The organism is Streptomyces sp. NPDC027189 (assembly GCF_055566975.1).
This window is the reverse complement of sequence record NZ_JBVHRI010000026.1, coordinates 34,162-54,292: the sequence shown is the minus strand read 5'-3', so window position 1 is coordinate 54,292 and position 20,131 is coordinate 34,162. Positions and strand designations below refer to the sequence as shown.

The following is a 20,131-nucleotide window of genomic DNA, read 5'->3' as shown; positions in this document are numbered from 1 at the left end:
GCCCGCCTGGTCGCGGCGGTCTGTCTGGGGCTCATATGCGCCACGCTGACCGGGTGCGGGGACGAAGGCTCGACACATGCCGCAGCGTCGTCGGCTCCACCCGGCACCTTCGCCTTAAGTCCGACGGTGTCCACGTCGCCGCCCGAGCCGACGCCCTCGGTCAGCGACGTAGCGACGACCGAGGCCGACGACCCGGTCACGGAGTCTCCACAGGACGAACCGGTGACCGACGGCGCGTCGGACGCCTCGGCGCTGTGGGGCAAGGCGTACAGCGGTACCGCCGACATCTCCGTCGACATCTACGACTACTGCAACGCCGACGGCTCCCGCCGCCTGGCCGACAGCCAGACCTACTCCCTGACGAGCACGCTCAACCTGAGCCGACCGCGGACCGGCGGCGACGCGACCGAGGACAACCCGTTCTCCCTGCTGTTCGCGGCGGGCGATCCGTCCCAGGCCGGTGCGGTGTCGTTCTGGTCCTCGGCGGTCAGCACGACCTCCGGCCAGGACCTGGCCGGCAACCCGCGTGATCCGCAACTGCTGTTGACGTACTGGGATGTGGGCTGGTCCGACGGCGAACTGGACGCCCGGCTGACCGACCCGCACACCCAGGAGGCCGTGGCTCTCAATCTGCTCAACTGGCCCAGCCCGGTGGTGGCCTGTCGGTCCGACCTCGGCCAACTGCCCGGAGGCTATCCGCACGCACTGGCCTCCGGTACCACCTTCTCGGGACAACTCGACGGCTCCACGGCATCCCTGACGGCAGAGGGCAGCAGCACCGACGGCCAGATCGAGTTCCGCTTCGAGTACGAAGGGGCCGCCTCGTGAGGCGGTGGGCGTGGAAGACCGGACACAAGGAGACCGGACGCGTGGGGGCCGGACGCAAGAAGGCCGGACGCGGGGAGGCCGGATGACGACGACCGACCGACTCGACCGCTGGGGCGTACGGATCGCCGCGTGGGCCGCGCCCGGTGAGACCGCGCTGGCCGCTCAGACTGCTCGGGCCTACGCCGCGGGTGGCACCACTCGCCGGAACCTCTTCGCTTCGCGCGGACACGCACCCGGCGGGATGGGCGGCGGGACGGTCTCCGTCCTGCCCGCGGTGCTGGACGCACTGGCCTACGCCGCCGAGGCCATCAAGTCGGCCTTGGGGAGCCCGGAGTTGAGCAACGTGCTGTCCGCCACCGGGCTGTTGCTCGGACTGCGGGCGCAGCGTTCCGAATCGTCACGACACGCCGTGGACGGAAGCGAGCCGGCGTCGACACGACACGCCGTGGACGAAAGCGACTCGGCCTTGCCGCGACATGCCGTGGAGGGAAGCGACCCGGCCTTGCCGCGACACGCCGACGCGGACGACGTCGCGGATCCGGAAGTGAGCGGGGATGCTCAGGACCAGGCCGGTCAGGCGCACAGACCTGACCCGGATTCCACCACGGACGACACCCGGGCATCGGCAGCGCCCACGATGGAGGTCATGCGAGCCGCCCTGCAGATGAGCGGACGGCTCCGAGCCCGGGGGATCGAGCCGTCCGAGGCCGACGAGTTGGCCGCCCGGGTGACCGCCCAGTTGCTCGCCCACGACGATCCGTTCGAGGTGGCAGCGTTTCTGGACGCCCTCGTCGCCGAAGAGCCGCCGCAGCCGGCCGTGCGCGGGGCCCACCCCCGGCGTACCGGACTGCACCGCCTCACTTCCGCCGCTTCGGGCCTGCTGTCCCGCGTCGGACGGCCGCGCACGACGAGTCCCCGACCGTCGTCCGGTCCGGACGGAACGAACCACGAATGAGCCCATCGCCGACCGGATACTTCCACCCACCGTGCCGACACGGCGGACACCGCCCTACGACGCCATGAGCGGGTCCGCGTCCTCTCGGCCCGCCCGCTCATGGAGTCCGCCTCCGTGGCTTTGGCTGATGCTGGTCCTGTTCATGACACAGGCCCCCTCGCTCATCGGCCACGCCTTCGGGGTGGGCACGGGGCTGGAGCAATTCGACGGGGCGCGCCGGGGCCGCTTCGTCACCGCGATGCTCAGTCTGGTGCAGTTCCTGCCGCTCTTCTTCCTGCTCGCAGCCGTCCTCGCGATCCTCGCACCGCGGATGCGCTGCCACTTCGTCGAGCGGCGCTACGGACTGCTGCCGCCCGACCATCCGCTGATGGCCCCGGCGGCGGGGCCGGCGCCGGCGCCCGGCGAAGTCCCTGAACCGCACTTCCACGACCGGATGACGGCCTTCTTGAAGGAGCACGCGCCAGGCACTCAACTGCGCCTCAGCACCCAATCCGGACTCTCCGCCCGCGTCTACCCGAGCAGTTGGCGCGGCACCCGGGTCGGCGTCTTCGCTCCGCTCGTCCACCTGTGGGAGACGGACGTGGAGGCGGCCCACGCGGTTCTCCTGCACGAGCTCGGGCATCTGCGCCGCGGCGAACAGCATGTCGCCGGGCTCGGCAGCCCCTTCACCGCCCTCGTCCGCGTCTGGCCCTATGTGCTCGTGGGCTTGGTCGTACTGCCCGTGACCCTGTTGTTCGTCACGGGCAATGCGACCGCCCGCCTGACCCTCGCCGAGGTCGTCCTGGTTCTGTGCAGCGTGCCGAAGGTGCTGCTCCTCGTGGTGGCCGCGCTCTGGTCGGCGGAACTGGGGGCAGACCGGTGCGCTGCCGAAGCCGAGGGGCCCGGCACGCTCGTACGCGCGCTGCGTCGCCTGGAAGAGGAGGATCACGGAGGCCTCGCCCGGCTCCACCACCCGCCCGTACGGGTACGGATCTGGTTCGCCTCGCGCGGCGAAAGCGGCGGGGCACAGCTCCTGCTGACGCTGCTGTGGCCGGCCGCTCTGCTCGCTCAGCTGCTGCTGTCCATGCTGGGCGCGGTGCCCGCGTACGTGCTGCTGGGTGCGTCGCAGGATCGTGCCACCAGGGAAGTTCTCGCGCTGGCCCACGACACGCTCACGACGGACCCCGCATGGTGGGCGACGCTCGCCGCCGTCCTTGTCTGGCCCCTGGCGACCGGCGTCCGATCCTCGACCGGAGTGCTGCCCGCCTTCTCCGTCTCGCCGAGGGTGTACGCGACAGCCGCCCTGCTTCCCGCGGTTGTCCTGCTCGTCGGACTGCTGCCCTTGACGTCCCGCCCGGCCGGGGATGTCTTCGCCGACGGCCGGGGCGGGCGCGCCACCGCGTCCACGGGGGTACCCAGCGAGGGCGGCGACGACACTGCCGACGGCGCGTCGACGGAGTGCCCCAGCCGTTCGGCACCGGCTGATCCGGCGCGTCCGCCCGGGCTCCCTTCCTTCACGCGAGGAGGCCCGGCGGCGTCCGGTGGGGCGGCACCACCCCCGGCGGACGGACCGCGCACCTTCCGCACCCTGAGCGTCACATCCGTCGAAGCGTTGTCCGGATCCAAGGCTCAGGCCCAGGACCTGGGCGACCGTCTCCGCGGAGCCCGCTGGACGCTGCACGGCGACGGCAGCCTGAGTGCAGACGTCGTCGGCGTCCCCGTCCTGCGCGGGACCGGTGTCAGCGACACGACACGATGGCTCGCCGGGCGGCGCACCGAACGTACCGACGTCAGCGCGACCACGACCTGGATGGAGGCCCGCCTTGTCGTCGGCACGAGCCGGCCGCCACGACTTGACCTCATCAGGGCGGCGACACAGGTCATGCGGGCCGTGGTCAACTGCCGTGAATTCACGTCCGCATCGAGTACGGCACAGCGTCTGTCTCTGACGCTTGCCGAACAGCCCTAATGGCGGGTTAAACATGCCTTAAGCAATCTTCCTCCGTGCGGACTACTTCAAATAACCCCAGGCCAGGGGGATTTGACGATCGCGCGGGCCGGTTGGCCGCGGAGTGGTTCGTGCGTAGCATCGGGGCCCATCGGCGGAGCCCGTCGCTAGCGAGAGAGCGCTCTCAAGCATGCGAGGCATCGGCTACTGGGCAAAGGGCCCCGACAACGTTGCCCTTGGCGCCGTTGGGTACCGGCCGCGCTCTTCTCATCATCCCCCCACCGCCTCATAGAGGCACAAGTACCAAGGAGCACACCGCATATGACACCTCGTCACCAGCGCAACCTCAGCCGCCGCAAGCTGTTCCTCGCTCTGGGCGGCGCGGCCGTCGCCGCTCCGGCCCTCGCCGCCGTCGCGCCGTACGCCCTTGCCGGAACGACCGACGGCTCGACCAGGGCGGCCGCCGGCTCGCTGCCCCTGACGATCGTCAACAACAGCGGCTCGTTCGACAACGCGTCGGTGCACGTCTACATCGTCGGCAACCAGGACGGGAAGCAGGTCCGCGTCACCCGGGACGGCACCCTGGCACCCATATCCCTCTCGGACAACGGTGCGGACGGCTTCACCGACTACGCGCTCCCGCTGTCCGGCAGCGGCGAGACACAGCTCTCCCTGCCGTACATGTCAGGCCGTATCTACGTGTCGCTGGGAGGGAAGCTGAAGTTCAAGGCCGTGGCGGACGGCAATGGCAACGCGGCCCTGCAGTATCCGGCCGGCTGGGTCACCTCGGACCCCAACTACGCCGTGCTGCACGACTGTGCCGAGTTCACGTACAACGCGGCGGGCATGTTCTGCAACACGACGATGGTCGACATGTTCAGCGTGCCGATGAGCATCCGGCTGAACGGGGAGAAGGAGCAGACCACGGGCGCCCTGCGCGCCGGCGGACGCGCCGCCGCCTTCGCCGCGCTACGGCAGATCGAGGACTTCGCGCCGCTGGTGGTGGACGACGTGCGCGTCATCGCCCCCGGGCACGGCTTGGACGCCGGTCTGTTCGCCAAGGACTACTTCGCCCCGTACATCGACGAGGTCTGGAGCACCTACACGGGAAAGGACCTCACCGTCACCACCAACGCCGGCAGCTTCACCGGCCGGGTGCGCGCAGACAAGTTCACCTTCGACGGCCCCGCCTCGGTCTCCTTCGGCAAGCCCTCCACCCGAGACGTCCTCTTCTGCGACGGCAACCTCGCCGCGCCCAACGACGGCACGACCGGCCCGGTCGCCGCCGTTCTCGGCGCCGGCTTCAACCGCTCCACGCTGCTCAGCAACCCTGCCCAACCGGCCACCAGCGCAGGCGACTTCTACAAGACCGAGCTGACGAATCACTACTCCAAGGCGATCCACGCGGCGACCGAGGACGGCAAGGCCTACGGCTTCGCCTTCGACGACGTCGCCGACTTCGCCTCCTACATCCAGGACACCGCGCCCACGGCGATCCGCCTCACACTGACACCTTTCTAGGGCTCCCTGAGCCTTCCTGAGCCGGTCACGTGCCGATGCGTGTGCCCCAACCACCGGCATCGGCGATGGTGTGGGCGACATGTGCGGCGGCGACGTCCAGCGCGGCGTGGCCGGTGGATTTGAAGAGGGTGAGTCCGGTCTCGTCCCGTCGGCCGGGGTGGTGGCCGGCGAGGACGGAGCCGAGGAGTGTGACCGGCCGTTGGGCAGGAGGGTCCTGCAACTCGTGTGCGCCGTAGGGGGGTCGGGTCGTGGCGGCGCCTGGCCACTCGGTGAAGAGTGTGGCGTCGCGGACGGCGTCGGCGTCCAGCTCTGGCCCGTGGGAGCCGCCCACCGAGCTGATGTGCGCACCGGGCTCCAGCCAGGCCCGGCGGATCACCGGCTGGACGGCTCCGGTGCAGCAGAAGACCGTGTCGGCCTCGCGTACCGCCGACTCCATGCTGGCTGCGACATGGGCCGCGGGGTGGAGGGCGGCGCGGTCCGTGCGTCGTGGGTCGCGGCTGGCGGCGACCACGGGGAGCGTGGGATCGACGGCCGCGAGCAGTCCGATCCGGGCACGCGCTTACTGGATTCGCCCGGATTCACTTCAGCGCGGAGAGAACTTCAATTCATGCCCTTCCTCAGCCTCTCCGGTCATGCCAGTGCCGCGGATGTCGTCGAGCACATCGAACCCGCGGTGAACGTGTGCGGTGAGGACCACGTCGGCATCGGCACTGACGAACCATCACGTCCATCGACGACCTCGACGCCTACCGGGCGCGTCTCGCCGAGCACGTGGCCCTGCGCCGCCAGGCCGGCGTCGGCGCGGCGGGGGAACGCGGCGACGCGCTCCCCTTCGTTCTCGACCTGCGTGGAGTGGACCATTTCCGGGAATTGATCCGCCTGGTGGAACGGCGCGGCTACCGCTGCGAGCGCGTCGAGAAGATCCTGGCAGGAACTTCCTGGACTACGCGGACCGGGTGTGGGCGCCGGAGGGTTCTTGAGAACGGTCCCGCGCCCGGGCGCGGCTACTGCCTGTGCGGGTCGTCGTCGGGCAGCCAGGCGTCGGGCGCGTGGATGCCGAGGTCGCTGACGCCCTTGGTCAGGGCGTCGACGACGGCCCGGACCGCGGCACGTTCTTCGCCGCTGCGCCAGACCAGTGACCAGGTCCAGTAGACCTTCGGCGCGATCAGGGGACGCTGGACCAGGTCGGGTGGCAGCGGGGTGGTCTGGCCCTTGGGGGAGTTGACGACCGGGCGGCGGCTGCGGCGGACGTGGTCGAAGAACGCGGAACCGGTGATGCCGCCGTCGCGGATGTGGAGCGCGCGGGCGCCGGTGCTGTGGGACAGCTGTTCCGCGAAGGTGTTCCAGGACGCCCACGACGTGGTGTCGTCGTCGAGCAGAACGACGGCGTCCTGGACCCGTACGTCGCTGCTGTCGTCGCCGGTGGCGACGGCGTAGAGCCGGTCGGCGCCGAGGAGTCGGGCCTCCAGCCCCTGTCGTTCCAGATCCGCGGTCGCTGCCCAGCACACCGCCAAGTCGAGGCTGCCGTCGGCGACCCGGGCGGCCTGGGTGTGGGAAGGGGCGACCCATGCGTCGACGTGCAGTTGGGCCACCGCGGCGGTGCGGGTGGTCAGGTCCGTGGGCAACCAGTTGACGTAGCCGAGACGCACCGTCTCCGATCCGGCCAGCCGGCCCGCGCGGCGCTGGAGGTCGTCGGCCCGCTCCAGCAGGGAGCGGGTGTGGGGGAGGAGGGAGGCTCCGGCCGGAGTGAGGGCCACGGAGCGGCGGTCTCGGTCGAACAGTCGCACGCCGAGGTCGCGTTCGAGTGCCTTGATCTGCTGCGAAAGTGAGGGGCCGGCGATCAATAGTCGCTCGGCGGCCCGGCCGAAGTTCAGTTCCTCGGCGACCGCGACGAAGTACCGCAGCTGGCGCAGCTCCACGCTCGTCATGTTACGTCGCTGGAAGGCTCCGCCTACCAGCAGGGAGGAACCCTGTCGTGGCGGCCGCCCTGGTGTCGGGCCGACGATGGACGCATGGAAACGCGACACCGCGTCACCGCGGAGATTCCGGCCGACGCCCGGAGGGCGATCGCGGTGCCGCTGATCGGCAACCTCGCCCATGCCGCCCCGTGCTTGTGGGGGATGGTTCCGACGCCGAACGCTTCGCGCACGGCGTCCGGTGCGGACGCCGAAGGCCCCGGGCGCCTGGCCGCCGGCGAGTGCCGCCGGGCAACCGGATCGCCGGGTGACGCCGACGACTGCAAGCGCCGCACCGTTTGATCGGCCACCGTTCGAGAACACAGACCCCCTTCACCACCCACGGCGTTCCCGCTCCCGGCGAGCGCCCGGCCCCTGGGAGAAAGATCATGCGAGAGTTCCTGGTCGAGATCACCACCACCATTCCCGAGGGCACCAGCCAGGACGAGGTCGACCGGCGGCGCGCCGCCGAAGCCGTCCGCGCCAAGGAACTGGCCGCCACCGGCAACCTGGCGCGGCTGTGGCGCCCGGTCGGCGAGCTGCGCAGCCTCGGCATCTGGCGGGCCACCGACGAGGACGAGCTGTATGAGAAGGTGCTCGGCACGCTCCCGCTGCGCCCGTGGATGACCTTTGACGTCACCGCGCTCGAGTCCCACCCCAATGACCCGGGCAGGGCCGACGCCGCGTCCTGACCAACCGGGCCACTGTCCGTACTTTCCGTACTCGCCGCTGCGTCGGTGGCAAGTGTGTCCTGCCCCGGATACGGGGACCACATCACGAGGACGTTGTCATGAGCGCGCGGATACGGCGCCCCTCTCCCGCCGGCGCGGGAACTCCCGAAACAGGAACCCCCGAATCAGGAAGCCCCGAAACAGGAACCCCTGAAACAGAAACCCGCGAAACAGAAACCCGCGAAACAGGAACCGCACTCCGCTCGCCCTGGGCCCACGTCGCCCGCGCCGCCGCCGCGCTCGCGGCCGGTATGGGTGTCGGCCGGTTCGTCTACACCCCGATCCTTCCCCTGATGTACAGCGGTGCGGGGCTGTCCGCCGCCGCAGGCGCGAACCTTGCCACCGCCAACTACGTCGGCTACCTCGTCGGCGCGCTCGCGGGAATCCTGGTCCCGGCGCTGGTCCGCTCGCCCATGGTGCTGCGCGGTTCCCTGGTCGTCCTGACCGGCACTTTGGCCGGGATGTCCGCCACGCACAGCACGCCCGTGTGGATGGTGCTGAGGCTGCTGGCCGGGGGAGCCAGCGCTCTGATCTTCGTCATCGCGGTCAGCTCCCTCCTCAGCCACCTCCGGGACCAGCCCGCCCACCTGCCCGGATGGGCCTTCGGCGGAGTGGGTGCCGGTATCGCCCTGTCCGGGCTGCTGGTTCTCATACTGCGAACCGTCGCCGACTGGCAGGCCGCCTGGTGGGCCTCGGCCGGCCTCGCGGCACTCCTCGCCGCGGCGTCCTGGAACCTCCGTCCCGAAATCCGTGTCACGGCCCCCCGGGAATCCGGGGCGGCACCGGTCAGCCGGCCCGCGCGGCGCACCCACCGCTGGTTCAGTGCCCTGTTCACCAGCTACACCTTGGAAGGGGTCGGCTACATCGTCGCCGGCACCTTCCTGGTCGCGGCGATCGGACAGGGCTCACCTGGCTGGATCGGCAGTGGTGCCTGGGTACTGGTCGGCCTGGCGGCCGTGCCGTCCTCGGCGCTCTGGGCCTGGCTGGGGCGCCGCTGGTCCCGCCCCGACCTGCTGCTGGCCGCGCTCGTCGTCCAGGCCGTCGGCATCGTCCTGCCCGCCCTCGTCGGGGGAGTGGCGGCCGCTCTGGTGTCCGCGTTCCTGTTCGGCGCGACGTTCCTCGGTGTCAGCACCATCGCCCTGGCCGCAGGCGCCCACCTGCAGTTTCCCCGTTCCGTCGCCCTGCTGACCACCGGGTACTCCGTCGGCCAGATCCTCGGGCCCCTGGCCGTCGCTCCCCTCCTCCACCACGGTTACGAGCAGGCCCTGGTCCTCGCGGCTGTCGTGGTTGTCGCCGCAGCCGCTGCGGCGGGCGTTCTGCGCATCGGCTTCCCGCACCAGTTGGGCGTCGTACGGCACACCGTTCCGGGACTGCGCTCCGTACCGGCGGAAGCCGCCGCGGCTTCGACCGACCGCCCCTGACGAAGCCGCGCTACAGTCGACCATGTACGCGACCATGGGCGTGAAGTGCCTTTCCCGAAACGCCCTCTCTGTGGCGTCCGGTGGGGGCTTCGCGCCCGCCGCAACCGCCGGCGTCGCCTTCCCCTGACGTGGAGCTGTTGATGAGCACACCGCGGGACCTGTTCGTCGTGGCCCTGGATGCGGAGCGCACCCGTCCCGTGGAGCCGGGCGACTTGTCGCTGGCGCTCGCGGGAGCCGAGGTGATCGACCTGCTCGATGCCCAGGCCGTCACGCTGGACGGCGACCTGATCGTGCCGGGTGGCTGGTCGGAACCCGCTGATCGGCTGTTGGCCGAGGCCGCGTCGTCCATCACTCGACAGGCGCCGTACGAGTCGGTCGAGGAGTGGCTGTGGCGCAGAGGTCGTGGTCTGTACTCGGCGTATCTGGCCGATCTTGAGGCGGAAGGGCCGGGCACGCGGCAACGCCGACGTTGGTTGCCTTCCCGGACCCCCCAATCGGTGCCGGCAGATTCACCCGCTCGGCGTAGCGCGGGTGACCGTTGGGCCTCGCAGGAGCCCGTGCTCACCGCTCTCGCAACGGTCGTCGGCATCAGTGACACGTCGGCGGAGGACTTCCCGACCGTCACCGACGACGCGGTGCTGACCGTGCTTGCTGCCGTCGATGACGCGGTGACGGAACTGGTGGCCGTGCGACAACGGCGAGCCATCGAAGAAGCGGCCTTCGACAACATCTGGCGAGCCCCGTGACGCGGGCGCCGTACAGGGCCGTGACGGCCCTGTACGGCAGTGTGGCCGGCGCTCTGGCGGGGGCGTCGGCGCGGGTTGCAGCACTGTGGCCAGGCCAGGGGCTCCCCTGTGCGAGCCTTGCAGGTGGTCAGAGTCACCTGCCAAAATGGTGACGTGAACCTGGACCATGTCTTTCCGTGCGGGAATCCCGCCCTCGACTTCGCCGCGACGCTTCGCGCCCGCCGGTCGGCACGGTTCGAGATGTTCGTGTCGCCGGACCGGCTGGACGCCTGGTACATGGAGTCCGGCATCGTCGACGCCGTCACCCCGAGCCGTGCATCCGATGTCGAACAGGCGGTCGTCGTTCGGGAGGCCATCTATGAGCTGGTCACCGCACGGCGGGCCGGGGAGGCGTTCGACAGGAGGGCGCTCGCCGTGGTGAACAGCACGGCCCGGAAACCTTGCGCGACGCCGCAGCTCACCGCGACGGGGCGGTGGACCGACGCCACGTCGGAGGAGGCGTTGTCCACGGTGGCGCGGCATGCCGTCGAGCTCTTGAGCGGACCCGATGTGCCGCTGTTGAAGGAGTGCGGGAATCCGGAATGCACCCGCGTCTACATCGATCGTTCGCGAGGCATGCGCCGGCAGTGGTGCGGAATGGAGTCCTGCGGGAACAAGCTCAAGGCAGCTGCCTACCGGGCACGCAAGAAGCAGCATCACCACGAGCCTGCCGCTCGCTGATGGATTCCGGGCAGGAAGCCCGGCATCTGCTGTCGCCGCGTCGGTTTTCGATCGTCGTGTCGGTCACGGCTCAGCGGCGTTCCAGGCCGTCGGCCTCGACCACGGCTTCGGCGAAGACTTCGGGGGCCTCCTGTGGCACGTTGTGTCCGATGCCTTTCAAGGTCCTGTGTGCGTAAGGGCCCGAGAACTTGTCCCGATACATCGCTCCGTCCCCGGCGGCAGTGAACGGATCCAGTTCGCCGTCAAGGGTGACCGTGCGAACTCCGATGACGGGCCCTTGGGAAAGCCGCTGCTCAAGCGCGTCGTATCGCGGATCGCCCGATGCGAGACCCAGCCGCCAGCGATAGTTGTGGATCACGATGTCGACGTAGTCGGGGTTCTTGAAAGCCGCGGCGGTGCGCTCGAACGTGGCGTCATCGAAGTGCCACGACGGGGAGTTGAACTTCCAGACGAGCTTTGCCAGATCGCGCCGGTATTCCTCGTTCTCGAGCCCGAGCCGTCCCCTTTCCGTCGAGAAGTAGTACTGGTACCACCACGCCCACTCGGCCTTGGGCGGCAACGGCTGCTTGTTGGCTTCCCTGTTGGTGATGACGTATCCCGTCACGGAGACCAAGGCCCTGCAGCGTTCCGGCCAGAGCGCGGCGATGATGTCGGCCGTCCGCGATCCCCAGTCGAACCCGGCAAGGACCGCTTTCTCGATCCGCAGCGCGTCCATCAAGGCGATGACATCGAGAGCGACCACCGACTGCTGCGCATTGCGGAACGTCGTGCTGGAGAGGAAACGTGTCGTCCCGTGGCCGCGCAGGTGAGGGACGATCACTCGGTATCCCCGTGCTGCCAACAGCGGGGCGACGTCGACATAGCTGTGGATGTCGTAAGGCCATCCGTGCAGAAGGATGACGGCGGGGCCGTGGGCCGGACCGGCCTCCGCGTAACCGACGTCGAGGACACCGGCCCTGATCCGCCGCAGTGAGGCGAACGACGTATGCCGCTGCATGGGCGTCGAGAGCGTCGGCGAGCTCCCCTCGCCTGTGGCTGCTTCCGCCGGCGCCGAAGACGAGGCCCAACCAGCCCACGATGCTCCGACCGCACCCGCACCAGCGACCTTGCCAAAGCCTCGCCTGTTGAACATCAGAGATCGTCCCTCCGCCGGCATCGGGCAGTACCAGCCTCGCGCGATTGCGGGGCTTGCGCTCGATCAGCGGTCCCGGCGTGTGCCATGGCCCGTGGGCCATGACCTTTGCAGAGGTCTTAATCACCTGTCAAACCGGTGACAATCTAGCAAGGTGCCGTTCTCATATGCGGTGGATAGGCACTTCTCCTCGATCGATCACCGTCTTGACAGGTGACGCATCGAGTGCAAGCATCATGACCACGCAAGCTGAGGAGGGTGAGATGACGCGCGAGGAGAAGAAGACTTCGGATGCCGCCGAGGTCCTGCGCCATGCACGGTTCGGCAGGTTGCCGGAGCGAATCCGCTTGGAGGACACGGTGGAAGAGAAGCCGGCCACGGTGCCGGATCCGGCGAAGCACGCGTACGACCCCGACGAGTGGCTCGTCCGAACCTGTCTGTGAGTCGAACGTGAAGACAACCAAGATCCTCAAGAACCTGTCGGCAGTCCTGGCGGCGGTCGTGATCGCCTTCGGCTGTTTCGCGCAACTCTTCTGACACGCTGCACTGTGTGTGGGCCGAGGCGGACTTTGCCCACGGCTGAGTCGGACACGCCCGAGATCACGGCTGCCTGGTCATACGCGTGCGGGAACCCACTCGCAGGTCGCGGTCCTGGTGCGAACCACGTGCGAGGTCCGGCGTGATCAGATGTCGCCGGGTGCGTCCGGGGGCCCCGGCCCGGCGCGGCCCGAACGCCGAGTCCGGGCCACGCCGGGGGACGTGGCGGCCTGCGCCGCCAGGCCGCCACGCCGATGTCATGCGTCGGTCAGCAACACCTCCAACGCCACAGCCGTATCCGGATGGCGCCCGACCAGTTCCGCGCCTCGCGGGTGAGGGGCCGCCGTCTCCCACACCCCGTCGCAGCCCAGCAGGCTCGCCACCGCGTCGCACGTCGCGGGGTGGGCGGCGAGCAGCATGACGCCGCGGCTGCCGTCCGCGCGCCACTCGGGCTGTGCGGCGACTGGCTCCGGCTGCGCCCGCCACGGCGGCACCCACTCGTCCAGCATCGCGAGCCGGCCGGGGAAGATGCGCCCGGCCTCACGGATCAGCAGCGGAGCGAGTTCGGCGCCGCCCGATCGCAGGGTGGTGATCAGGGTCGGCAGCCACGGCAGGAGCACGGGGTCCGGCAGCCGCCCGAACGCGTTCGACACCGCCTCCACGACGAAGTCGGTCAGACCGGGGACGGGCTCCAGGGCGTGGACGAATCCACTGAGGTAGCGCGGATAGGCGGGCACTACCAGAGGGTTGCCCAGCAGTTCGTCGCACCTCGCCCGCAGGTCCGCGCGGGAGAGGTGCCTGAGCTGCGCCTGAGCCGCCCACAGCAGCGCCGTCCTCGACGGGTCCTCCGGATGCGACTGGGCGACCGCCAACTCCAGTTGCGTCCGGTCGCAGCCCAGCGACAGCGCAAGGCTCTCCATGCTGAACAGGAAGCCCAGCATCGCCGCCACTTGGCGGACGGTGGCGTCGTCGTCCGTGAACGCCGTCGGCAGCAGGGTGCAGTAGTGCGCGTATCCGGTCTTGACGAAGGACTCGATCCACGGTGGCAGCACCGGCTCGCTGGTGCGGTAGTAGGCCAGCAGCCGCCGGACGCGGCGCAATACCTCCGGCGCGCCGTCGACGCTGCGTTCCGCCGACAGCACCTCCAGGGCGCGGGTGCCCAACTCATCGGCGAGGCGGCGGCTGCTCAGATACAGCGTCGCGTCCTCGACGGCTTCCAGGACGGTCGCCGCGGTGGCCTGCGGGGCGTACGCCGTGCGGCGCAGGCGCTGCTCCAGAACCTGCTCGATGCTGACGCCCTCGTAGCCGAGCTCGATGAGCGCACGCTGGTGGGTGCCCAGCGCCAGATCCCACGACTCCTGGATCGGCCGCTCGCCCAGTCTCCGCTCGCCCATGACCGGCCGCGCGGCACCCTGCGGCATCAGGTAGCGCAGCATCCACAACACGTCGGAGCAGCGCCCCAGTTCCGGCTGGGAGGCGATGTCGAGCAGCGCCCGTTGTACGCCGCGCTGCTGGAGTCTCAGGTTCAGCGGCGCGAGCCGGTCGTGCACGTCGCGGGCCAGGGGTGGCAGCGCGTCGTAGCCGACCTGGCCGATCCGGTCGCCGCCCATCATGATCTCCACGAGCCGGCGCACATCGCGCCGGCCGGGCACGATGTCCTTCTCGATGCAGGTGACGGCCGCGTCCTGGAAGTCGTACGGCGTCGGCTTGGCCCGGTCGCGCATCCCGGCCAGCAGGATCGACGTCTCGAACACCGCGATGGCGTCGGCGGTGGAGGCGAGATAGCCGTTGCGGCGCGCGGCGCGCACGATCTCCACCGACCAACCGAGCAGTTCGGTCTCGTCCAGCCGGTCCAGGACGGGCGGTTGCCGCAGGAAGCCGGTCAGCTTGTCCGAGGGCGGGACCGCCGGTACGGGAGCCGGAGCAGCCGCGCTCTTCTTGGCCTTGGATTTCTTCGCGCCCGCCTGACCCGCCAGACGGTACGGCTCCACGCGCGTGCGCTTCAGGTTCTTCGCCCAGACCGTCGCGGCGATCGACACCGAGCCCGCGGCGAGGCCGAATTGCGCCTCGATCGCCGCGTGGCTGGACGGAATCAGCCCGTGCTGCCACTTGGTGGCACTGCGCGGGCTGATCTCGAAGGTGTCCGTGCCTGTGACACCGAACTCCGGGACACGACTGGCCGCGTGGAAGGCGCCGCACACATAGAGGCAGTCCGCGGGATCGGTACCCGTCGCGGCCAGGTGCTCGCGCATCCTGGTCCACATGTACCGCTCGCGGTCCTCGTCCACGCGCACCCGGTGCGGGTCACCGGGTGCCAGGCGGCGGAAGAGGCTGCCGATCAGGAGCATGACCTGGCGGTAGGCGTCGTGGTCGCTGTCGCCGAGCGGCAGTTCGACGTACTGGTGCCACCACTCCGACCAATGGCGCACCTTGCCGTGGCGCAGCAGGTGCTCCTCCAGTTCGGCGAAGCGCGGCCGCAGGTCGCCGATCTCCACACCGACCGCGTCACCGTGCAGCGCGGCCTCCTCCTCGGCGGGCGGTGCGTCCGGATCTGCCGGCTCGGCGTCGTGTTCGGCGCGCGCGTCCCACTGGAAGACGTGGTCCGAGGAGCGGTCGACGAGGACCAGTTCGACCCCCGGCGTGTCCAGTGCGTAGGCGATCGCCTGGTACTCGGCCGACGCCTCGGTGATCGGTGCGACCACCGACAGCGGGGACCAGTCTGCCGGGAAGCCGTCGACCTCGGTCGCGAACGCCTGGACCGCCACCGGCAGCCTGCAGTTGCGCAGTTCGGTCAACAGCGGCGCCATGTCCTCGCACAGCTCCAGATACACGACCTTCGGCTGCTTCTCCCGCAGGCGACGTGCCATCGCGAGCGCCGAGGCGGGCGAGTGGTGGCAGACGGGGAAGATCTCCAGGGGCTCGCGCACCGCGCGGTCGACGTCGTCGACGATTCCGAGGAGGATGCCCTTCAGGGCGTCGGGCCCGTCGGCGAACGTCCCGGCGGCCTCCTGCAACTGCGCACGCAGTGCTTCGAAGGTCCCCTCGTGCATGCCGGTCACGACAGGGTGGCGATCGCGTCGCGGCCGCCCTCCAGGAACTCCGGCCAGGATCCGCCCTCTTCCTTGCTGCGCGGCTCGACGACGCCGTGCAGGTACTTGTTGAGGATGGCCAGGTCCTCGGGCTCGCGCCGTGCCAGTGACCCGACGAGCGAGGAAGCCAGCGTACGGGCGGTCAGTGCGCGCTCGCCGAAGAAGTTGCTGTGCAGGATGGCGTCCTCGAGCACGCCGATCTGTTCGGCGGAGGACAGTGCGGACTCCAGCTTCTCGTCGTCGCTGCCGGCCGCGGCCGCCGAGGCGCGCAGGTCGGCGAAGCTCTGCAGCAGCACGTCGAGCAGCGTCGGCGGCACGTCCAGCTCGATCTGGTGACGGCGCAGCAGTTCCTCGGTGCGGAAGCGGACGATCTCGGCCTCGCTCTTCTTGTTCGTCACCACCGGGATGCGGACGAAGTTGAAGCGGCGCTTGAGTGCCGAGGACAGGTCGTTGACGCCCCGGTCGCGGCTGTTGGCGGTCGCGATGACCGAGAAGCCGGGCTTGGCGAAGACGATGTTGTCGCTGTCCAGTTCGGGAACGGAGATGTACTTCTCGGAAAGGATCGAGATCAGCGCGTCCTGGACGTCGCTGGTGGAGCGGGTGAGTTCCTCGAAACGGCCGATCGCGCCGGCCTCCATCGCGGTCATGATCGGTGAGGGGATCATCGACTCCCGCGACTGGCCCTTGGCGATGACCATGGACACGTTCCACGAGTACTTGATGTGGTCCTCGGTGGTGCCGGCCGTGCCCTGCACGACCAGCGTGGAATTGCGGCAGATCGCGGCGGACAGCAGCTCGGCCAGCCAGCTCTTGCCGGTGCCGGGGTCGCCGATGAGCAGCAGGCCGCGGTCGGAGGCCAGGGTGACGATGGACCGCTCGACGAAACTGCGGTCGCCGTACCACTTCTGCGGGATCTCCCGCTCGAGGCCGTCGGAGCGCTCGGAACCCAGGATGAACAGGCGGACCATCTTCGGGGACAGCCGCCAGGAGAAGGGCTTGGGGTTGTCGTCGATGGACTCCAGCCAGTTCAGTTCCTCGGCATACTTGATCTCGGCAGGGGCGCGCAGCAGGTCGGACATGTCAGGGCCTTTCTCAACTGGTATTAGGCGAGGAACGTCTTGAGTTCGTGGACGAGCTTGCGTATGTGGCCGGAGATCACCGGTGTACCGAGGTCCTTGAAGCGCTCCCGGAACCACGGGTTGACGCTGCCGCGGCCGGAGCTGGTCACCGAGCCGACCGGGATGAACTTGGCCCCCGAGCGGTGAATGGCGGCCATGCTCTCGAACAGCTGCTCGGTCCGCCATTCGTAGAAGTCGGAGATCCACACCACGACGGTGTTGCGGGGCTCGGCGATCTTCGGCTGGGCCAGCGCCATGGCGACCGTGCCGTCGGTGCCGCCCCCGAGGTTGGTGCGCAGCAGGCTCTCGAAGGGGTCGTGCACCCACGGCGTGAGGTCGAGCGCCTGAGTGTCGTACGCGATCAGGTGGACGTCCACCTTCGGCAGTCCGGCGAAGATCGACGCCAGGATGGTGCAGTTGACCATCGAGTCGACCATCGAGCCCGACTGGTCCACGACGACGATCAGCCGCTGGGGCGTCGTCTTGCGGGCGGTGTGCCGGTAGTAGAGGCGGTCGACGTACAACCGCTCCTCCTCCGGGCTCCAGTTGGTGAGGTTCTTCCAGATCGTGCGGTCGAGGTCGAGGTTGCGGAACACCCGCTTGGGCGGTACGGAGCGGTCCAGGGCGCCTACCGTGGTCTTCTCCACCTGGGTGCGCAGTACTTCGGCGACCTCGTCGACGAACCGGCGGATGAGGGCCTTGGCGTTGGCCAGGGCCACGCCCGAGAGGTTGTTCTTGTCCCGCAGCAGCTGCTCGATCAGCGACATGCTCGGCGTCAGCTGCGCGGCCAACTTGGGGTCGGCCAGCACCTCGCGCAGATGCATCCGCTTGACGAGGTCGGCCTCGATGGCGCCGAGTTCCGGGCCGATCGCCGGAATCAGCCGGCTGAGATCGGGCGTCGTGCCCGGGCCGCCGGTGCCGGTCGGGCTGACGCCTGGTCCTGCGGTGCCTGCTCCGGCCCGTCCGCCGGCGCGGCCGCCGCGCAGTTCGCCGGGCTTGCAGCCGAGCGCGAGCTCCAGCCAGCCCGCATCGGACTGCCAGCGCGCCAGCTGTCCGGCGGTGACGTTGCCGGAGCCCGAGGCGAAGACGTTGAGCAGCACCTTCGACACCAGGGCGGCGCGCCGTACTTCGGCTGCCCGGTCGCGCGCACCGTCGTCGGCGGGCTCGGGCGCCATCAGACCGTCGAACTCGGCGGCCAGTTCCGGGTGGCGCTGCACGATCGAGTCGACGGAGGCCTGCGGGTCCAGCAGCGCGGACGGCAGACCGATGTCCTCGACGACGGCGAGGCTCGCCGATTCCAGTGTCCCCTGCTCCTCGTGGTCGAAGAGGCGGGCGAGGAGCCGCCAGTACAGGACCTGACGGCGATTGTCGTGGGGGTCCACCTCGGGATTCTGTGGGATCGCGTACACGGGCGATTCTCCGGTCGCGTGCTCCGTCATTTCCGCAACAGCCTCCCCGCCCGCTCCCGCAGCACGGCCACGGCGTCGGTGGCCGCCTTCTCGGCCCTGACGCCCGCCTTGTCGGTGGTGCCCCCGGCCCATCCTCCGGCGTGGATCGCGACAGCCTTCTTCCGTACGGTCGTCTCGACGGCCAGCGGCTGGACGCGATACGTCCCTGCGTCCCAGCGGAGCAGCCCGATGCACGCGCCGGACGCCGCGACGGCCTCGGGGGTGAGCGGCCCGGCGGTCGGGATCCGGTCGGTGTCGACCGCGAGGGGGTGTCCGGCGATGGTGAACGTGAGGGCGTTGTCATCTCTCCGGGCGACGTAGCCCTCCAGGAACACGGGGACCGCGATGCGCGCCGGGTGCCGGTCCAATGGCGCGGTCGCCGCGTCGGTGGCGGTGGGCAGCGCGACGCGTGCGGTGGCGAAGGCGTCGGCGGGCTCGCTCGGGCGTGCGTGCTCGTCGCTCCAGACCAGGTCACCCTCGGCGGTGATCGGCATGTCGGCGAGGTCCATCGAGCGCCCTTCGCTGACGGCCGCGAGGAGCGACATGTGCGGGCGGAGCAGCTGCCAGAGGCCGGCTCCTACGACCGTGTCGGGCTTGGGCACCGACACACTTGCCCGCACCAGACGGGGCACGGCTCCGTCGACGGGCTCGAACACGGCGTGGACCTGGGCCTGAACCGCGGTCGCGTGTTCCTGCAGGTCGACGCCGAGGGGCAGGAGGCGGCCGGTGGCGGTTCCGGTCGCGGGCCCGTCGGCGGCGCCCGGCAGCGTCAGGAGCATCGCGCGCGACCAGAGGTCGCCCCAGCGGCGTACCGGGACACGTTCCAGGGACGCGCCCGGGCAGGACGCGGCGAGTTCGGCGGCGAATCCGTCGAGCAGCGTCGCCAGGCGGCGCAGGGCCGGGTCCGGAAGCATCGCGGAGACGACCTGTGCCGACCCGGAGACCACGTCGTGGTCGATGCCCTGCCATCCCGAGCGCGCCAGATCGGACACCCAGGAGCGGGCGGCGACGAGCAGATTCGCCGCCTGCCGCTCGGCGGCCGGCGGAGCCGTCTCCTCGCTGCGGGTGCGGCCGATCGCCTCGTCGAGGCGGCTCACGAGGGCGTCGTGAACGGAGCCGAGGAGTGCAGTGCGGGCGGCGGCGAGGGCGATGAAGTGGTCTTCGCTCGCGGCTCCGGCCGCCGTCTTCTCGGCTGCCTCGGCGGCCCTGGCGGCCAGCGGCGTCCCCGCGACAGCGTGGGCGAGCTCTGTCAGCCCGGCGGCTTGAGCGGGTTGGGGACGGAGCAGGCCGGCGACGAGCGCCCGGTCGAACGCGTCGACGGCCGCCAAGGCTTCGTCGAGCCCGGCGATGGTCTCGGACAGCAGGTCGGCGCGCATCACGCCACCGCTCTGGTCGACGGGAACCACTGCATCTCCGGCAATGGCGCGGTACTCGGGGCGAGTTCCAGATAGGCCAGGTGACGAAGGAACCGGCTGAAGACGGGCGCGGCGGCCTTGGTGTCCCCCTGCGAGGGATGTGTGTTGCTCATGACGGCGGTGATGGCCTGCGCGCTGGGCTCCCCGTCCACGGTCTCGACTCTCAGATAGCGGGCGACGCGCTCGGCGCCGTACTGCAGCACGGCCTCGTTGATCAGGGCCCGGATGTGATTGCAGAACGAACCCCGCGCGCCGCCGCAGGGCCGGTTGTTGTTCGTACTGCAAGCGAACGCGTAGCTGCCGACCATCACTGACGAGACGTAGACCCGCTCGATGTCCGAGCCGCTGGACACCACGCCCTGCAGGCGTCCGTCGGCCAGCTCGACGAACGGGACCTTGGCGAGCTTGCGCGGCCGCGCGGGTGCTATCACCCGTGCCGTGCTCGACCTCTCCCAATCCGACAACGCACCATCTCCTATGCATCCAGGGGAACTTCCGCACCACAGCGGCGGAACACGACTGAACATAGTGGCGACCACTGACAACGCCCGGTCGTGGCCGCACGGCCGCGATCGGGCGCGGTCGTTC

At 70.0% G+C, this 20,131-nt stretch carries 19 protein-coding genes; 10 read left to right on the top strand and 9 right to left on the bottom strand.

What is annotated here, in order from left to right; genetic code table 11:
* Nucleotides 1-126 precede the first annotated feature (126 nt).
* The 4 genes from ACZ4RZ_RS40130 to ACZ4RZ_RS40115 all read left to right on the top strand — a co-directional run bounded on the left by ACZ4RZ_RS40130 (nucleotide 127) and on the right by ACZ4RZ_RS40115 (nucleotide 5,231).
* The gene (locus tag ACZ4RZ_RS40130) at nucleotides 127-828 is read left to right on the top strand and encodes a hypothetical protein (protein ID WP_467752295.1); all 702 of its coding nucleotides are present in this window, start codon (nucleotides 127-129) and stop codon (nucleotides 826-828) included.
* A gap of 82 nt (nucleotides 829-910) precedes the next feature.
* A complete protein-coding gene (locus ACZ4RZ_RS40125) occupies nucleotides 911-1,783 on the top strand; it encodes a hypothetical protein (protein WP_467752294.1) in 873 nt (290 codons plus the stop codon).
* A 127-nt stretch (nucleotides 1,784-1,910) separates the two neighbouring features.
* The gene (locus tag ACZ4RZ_RS40120) at nucleotides 1,911-3,731 is read left to right on the top strand and encodes a M48 family metalloprotease (protein WP_467752292.1); all 1,821 of its coding nucleotides are present in this window, start codon (nucleotides 1,911-1,913) and stop codon (nucleotides 3,729-3,731) included.
* Between the two features lie 300 nt (nucleotides 3,732-4,031).
* Nucleotides 4,032-5,231, top strand: a complete 1,200-nt coding sequence (locus tag ACZ4RZ_RS40115; protein ID WP_467752290.1) for a beta-1,3-glucanase family protein — start codon at nucleotides 4,032-4,034, stop codon at nucleotides 5,229-5,231.
* A gap of 25 nt (nucleotides 5,232-5,256) precedes the next feature.
* Here ACZ4RZ_RS40115 and ACZ4RZ_RS40110 read toward each other — a convergent pair whose 3' ends face one another.
* The 3 genes from ACZ4RZ_RS40110 to ACZ4RZ_RS40100 all read right to left on the bottom strand — a co-directional run bounded on the left by ACZ4RZ_RS40110 (nucleotide 5,257) and on the right by ACZ4RZ_RS40100 (nucleotide 7,159).
* Nucleotides 5,257-5,742, bottom strand: a complete 486-nt coding sequence (locus ACZ4RZ_RS40110; RefSeq protein WP_467752289.1) for a hypothetical protein — start codon at nucleotides 5,740-5,742, stop codon at nucleotides 5,257-5,259.
* Nucleotides 5,743-5,861: 119 nt separating this feature from the next.
* Nucleotides 5,862-6,092 (bottom strand): hypothetical protein, encoded by a 231-nt coding sequence (locus ACZ4RZ_RS40105; protein WP_467752288.1) that lies wholly within the window; start codon nucleotides 6,090-6,092, stop codon nucleotides 5,862-5,864.
* A gap of 143 nt (nucleotides 6,093-6,235) precedes the next feature.
* A complete protein-coding gene (locus tag ACZ4RZ_RS40100) occupies nucleotides 6,236-7,159 on the bottom strand; it encodes a LysR family transcriptional regulator (RefSeq protein WP_467752286.1) in 924 nt (307 codons plus the stop codon).
* A gap of 84 nt (nucleotides 7,160-7,243) precedes the next feature.
* On the opposite strand from ACZ4RZ_RS40100, the gene ACZ4RZ_RS40095 reads away from it, so the two are divergent.
* The 5 genes from ACZ4RZ_RS40095 (at nucleotide 7,244) to ACZ4RZ_RS40075 (ending at nucleotide 10,804) form a co-directional block, all read left to right on the top strand.
* Nucleotides 7,244-7,489 carry a hypothetical protein gene (locus tag ACZ4RZ_RS40095; protein ID WP_467752285.1) on the top strand — a complete coding sequence of 82 codons (246 nt, stop codon included), beginning with the start codon at nucleotides 7,244-7,246 and terminating at the stop codon, nucleotides 7,487-7,489.
* Between the two features lie 86 nt (nucleotides 7,490-7,575).
* Nucleotides 7,576-7,878 (top strand): muconolactone Delta-isomerase family protein, encoded by a 303-nt coding sequence (locus tag ACZ4RZ_RS40090; RefSeq protein ID WP_467752283.1) that lies wholly within the window; start codon nucleotides 7,576-7,578, stop codon nucleotides 7,876-7,878.
* A 290-nt stretch (nucleotides 7,879-8,168) separates the two neighbouring features.
* Nucleotides 8,169-9,338 carry a YbfB/YjiJ family MFS transporter gene (locus ACZ4RZ_RS40085; protein ID WP_467752421.1) on the top strand — a complete coding sequence of 390 codons (1,170 nt, stop codon included), beginning with the start codon at nucleotides 8,169-8,171 and terminating at the stop codon, nucleotides 9,336-9,338.
* A 140-nt stretch (nucleotides 9,339-9,478) separates the two neighbouring features.
* Entirely contained in the window at nucleotides 9,479-10,084 is a 606-nt protein-coding gene (locus ACZ4RZ_RS40080) for a GOLPH3/VPS74 family protein (protein ID WP_467752281.1), read from the top strand.
* A 153-nt stretch (nucleotides 10,085-10,237) separates the two neighbouring features.
* Nucleotides 10,238-10,804 (top strand): CGNR zinc finger domain-containing protein, encoded by a 567-nt coding sequence (locus ACZ4RZ_RS40075; RefSeq protein WP_467752279.1) that lies wholly within the window; start codon nucleotides 10,238-10,240, stop codon nucleotides 10,802-10,804.
* 70 nt (nucleotides 10,805-10,874) lie between these two features.
* Here ACZ4RZ_RS40075 and ACZ4RZ_RS40070 read toward each other — a convergent pair whose 3' ends face one another.
* Nucleotides 10,875-11,936, bottom strand: a complete 1,062-nt coding sequence (locus tag ACZ4RZ_RS40070; protein WP_467752277.1) for an alpha/beta fold hydrolase — start codon at nucleotides 11,934-11,936, stop codon at nucleotides 10,875-10,877.
* 263 nt (nucleotides 11,937-12,199) lie between these two features.
* Here ACZ4RZ_RS40070 and ACZ4RZ_RS40065 point away from each other — a divergent pair, with 263 nt between their 5' ends.
* Nucleotides 12,200-12,379: a hypothetical protein gene (locus ACZ4RZ_RS40065; protein ID WP_467752419.1), complete on the top strand. Its 180-nt coding sequence runs from the start codon at nucleotides 12,200-12,202 to the stop codon at nucleotides 12,377-12,379.
* 351 nt (nucleotides 12,380-12,730) lie between these two features.
* Here the strand turns inward: ACZ4RZ_RS40065 and ACZ4RZ_RS40060 are convergent, their stop codons facing one another.
* Genes ACZ4RZ_RS40060 through ACZ4RZ_RS40040 form a run of 5 tightly spaced genes read right to left on the bottom strand, consistent with a single transcriptional unit; the run spans nucleotide 12,731 to nucleotide 19,974 of the window.
* Nucleotides 12,731-15,523: a DUF5682 family protein gene (locus ACZ4RZ_RS40060; protein WP_467752276.1), complete on the bottom strand. Its 2,793-nt coding sequence runs from the start codon at nucleotides 15,521-15,523 to the stop codon at nucleotides 12,731-12,733.
* A 5-nt stretch (nucleotides 15,524-15,528) separates the two neighbouring features.
* Nucleotides 15,529-16,641, bottom strand: coding sequence for an ATP-binding protein (locus tag ACZ4RZ_RS40055; protein WP_467752275.1), 1,113 nt, complete (start codon nucleotides 16,639-16,641; stop codon nucleotides 15,529-15,531).
* Between the two features lie 23 nt (nucleotides 16,642-16,664).
* Complete coding sequence (locus ACZ4RZ_RS40050; RefSeq protein WP_467752273.1) at nucleotides 16,665-18,119, bottom strand: VWA domain-containing protein; 1,455 nt, start codon at nucleotides 18,117-18,119, stop codon at nucleotides 16,665-16,667.
* Nucleotides 18,116-19,504 (bottom strand): hypothetical protein, encoded by a 1,389-nt coding sequence (locus ACZ4RZ_RS40045; protein ID WP_467752417.1) that lies wholly within the window; start codon nucleotides 19,502-19,504, stop codon nucleotides 18,116-18,118. The genes ACZ4RZ_RS40050 and ACZ4RZ_RS40045 overlap by 4 nt, the downstream gene beginning before the upstream one ends.
* Complete coding sequence (locus ACZ4RZ_RS40040; protein ID WP_467752272.1) at nucleotides 19,504-19,974, bottom strand: hypothetical protein; 471 nt, start codon at nucleotides 19,972-19,974, stop codon at nucleotides 19,504-19,506. Before ACZ4RZ_RS40040 ends, ACZ4RZ_RS40045 begins: the two co-directional genes overlap by 1 nt.
* Nucleotides 19,975-20,131 lie beyond the last annotated feature (157 nt).

Excerpts from the sequence above, each read along its gene's own strand:
- ACZ4RZ_RS40125 (WP_467752294.1), top strand. The coding sequence starts at position 911 with ATGACGACGACCGACCGACTCGACCGCTGGGGCGTACGGATCGCCGCG.
- ACZ4RZ_RS40120 (WP_467752292.1), top strand. The coding sequence starts at position 1,911 with ATGCTGGTCCTGTTCATGACACAGGCCCCCTCGCTCATCGGCCACGCC.
- ACZ4RZ_RS40115 (WP_467752290.1), top strand. The coding sequence starts at position 4,032 with ATGACACCTCGTCACCAGCGCAACCTCAGCCGCCGCAAGCTGTTCCTC.
- ACZ4RZ_RS40105 (WP_467752288.1), bottom strand. The coding sequence starts at position 6,092 with ATGGTCCACTCCACGCAGGTCGAGAACGAAGGGGAGCGCGTCGCCGCG.
- ACZ4RZ_RS40100 (WP_467752286.1), bottom strand. The coding sequence starts at position 7,159 with ATGACGAGCGTGGAGCTGCGCCAGCTGCGGTACTTCGTCGCGGTCGCC.
- ACZ4RZ_RS40095 (WP_467752285.1), top strand. The coding sequence starts at position 7,244 with ATGGAAACGCGACACCGCGTCACCGCGGAGATTCCGGCCGACGCCCGG.
- ACZ4RZ_RS40090 (WP_467752283.1), top strand. The coding sequence starts at position 7,576 with ATGCGAGAGTTCCTGGTCGAGATCACCACCACCATTCCCGAGGGCACC.
- ACZ4RZ_RS40085 (WP_467752421.1), top strand. The coding sequence starts at position 8,169 with ATGGGTGTCGGCCGGTTCGTCTACACCCCGATCCTTCCCCTGATGTAC.
- ACZ4RZ_RS40080 (WP_467752281.1), top strand. The coding sequence starts at position 9,479 with ATGAGCACACCGCGGGACCTGTTCGTCGTGGCCCTGGATGCGGAGCGC.
- ACZ4RZ_RS40070 (WP_467752277.1), bottom strand. The coding sequence starts at position 11,936 with ATGTTCAACAGGCGAGGCTTTGGCAAGGTCGCTGGTGCGGGTGCGGTC.
- ACZ4RZ_RS40065 (WP_467752419.1), top strand. The coding sequence starts at position 12,200 with ATGACGCGCGAGGAGAAGAAGACTTCGGATGCCGCCGAGGTCCTGCGC.
- ACZ4RZ_RS40060 (WP_467752276.1), bottom strand. The coding sequence starts at position 15,523 with ATGCACGAGGGGACCTTCGAAGCACTGCGTGCGCAGTTGCAGGAGGCC.
- ACZ4RZ_RS40055 (WP_467752275.1), bottom strand. The coding sequence starts at position 16,641 with ATGTCCGACCTGCTGCGCGCCCCTGCCGAGATCAAGTATGCCGAGGAA.
- ACZ4RZ_RS40050 (WP_467752273.1), bottom strand. The coding sequence starts at position 18,119 with ATGACGGAGCACGCGACCGGAGAATCGCCCGTGTACGCGATCCCACAG.
- ACZ4RZ_RS40045 (WP_467752417.1), bottom strand. The coding sequence starts at position 19,504 with ATGCGCGCCGACCTGCTGTCCGAGACCATCGCCGGGCTCGACGAAGCC.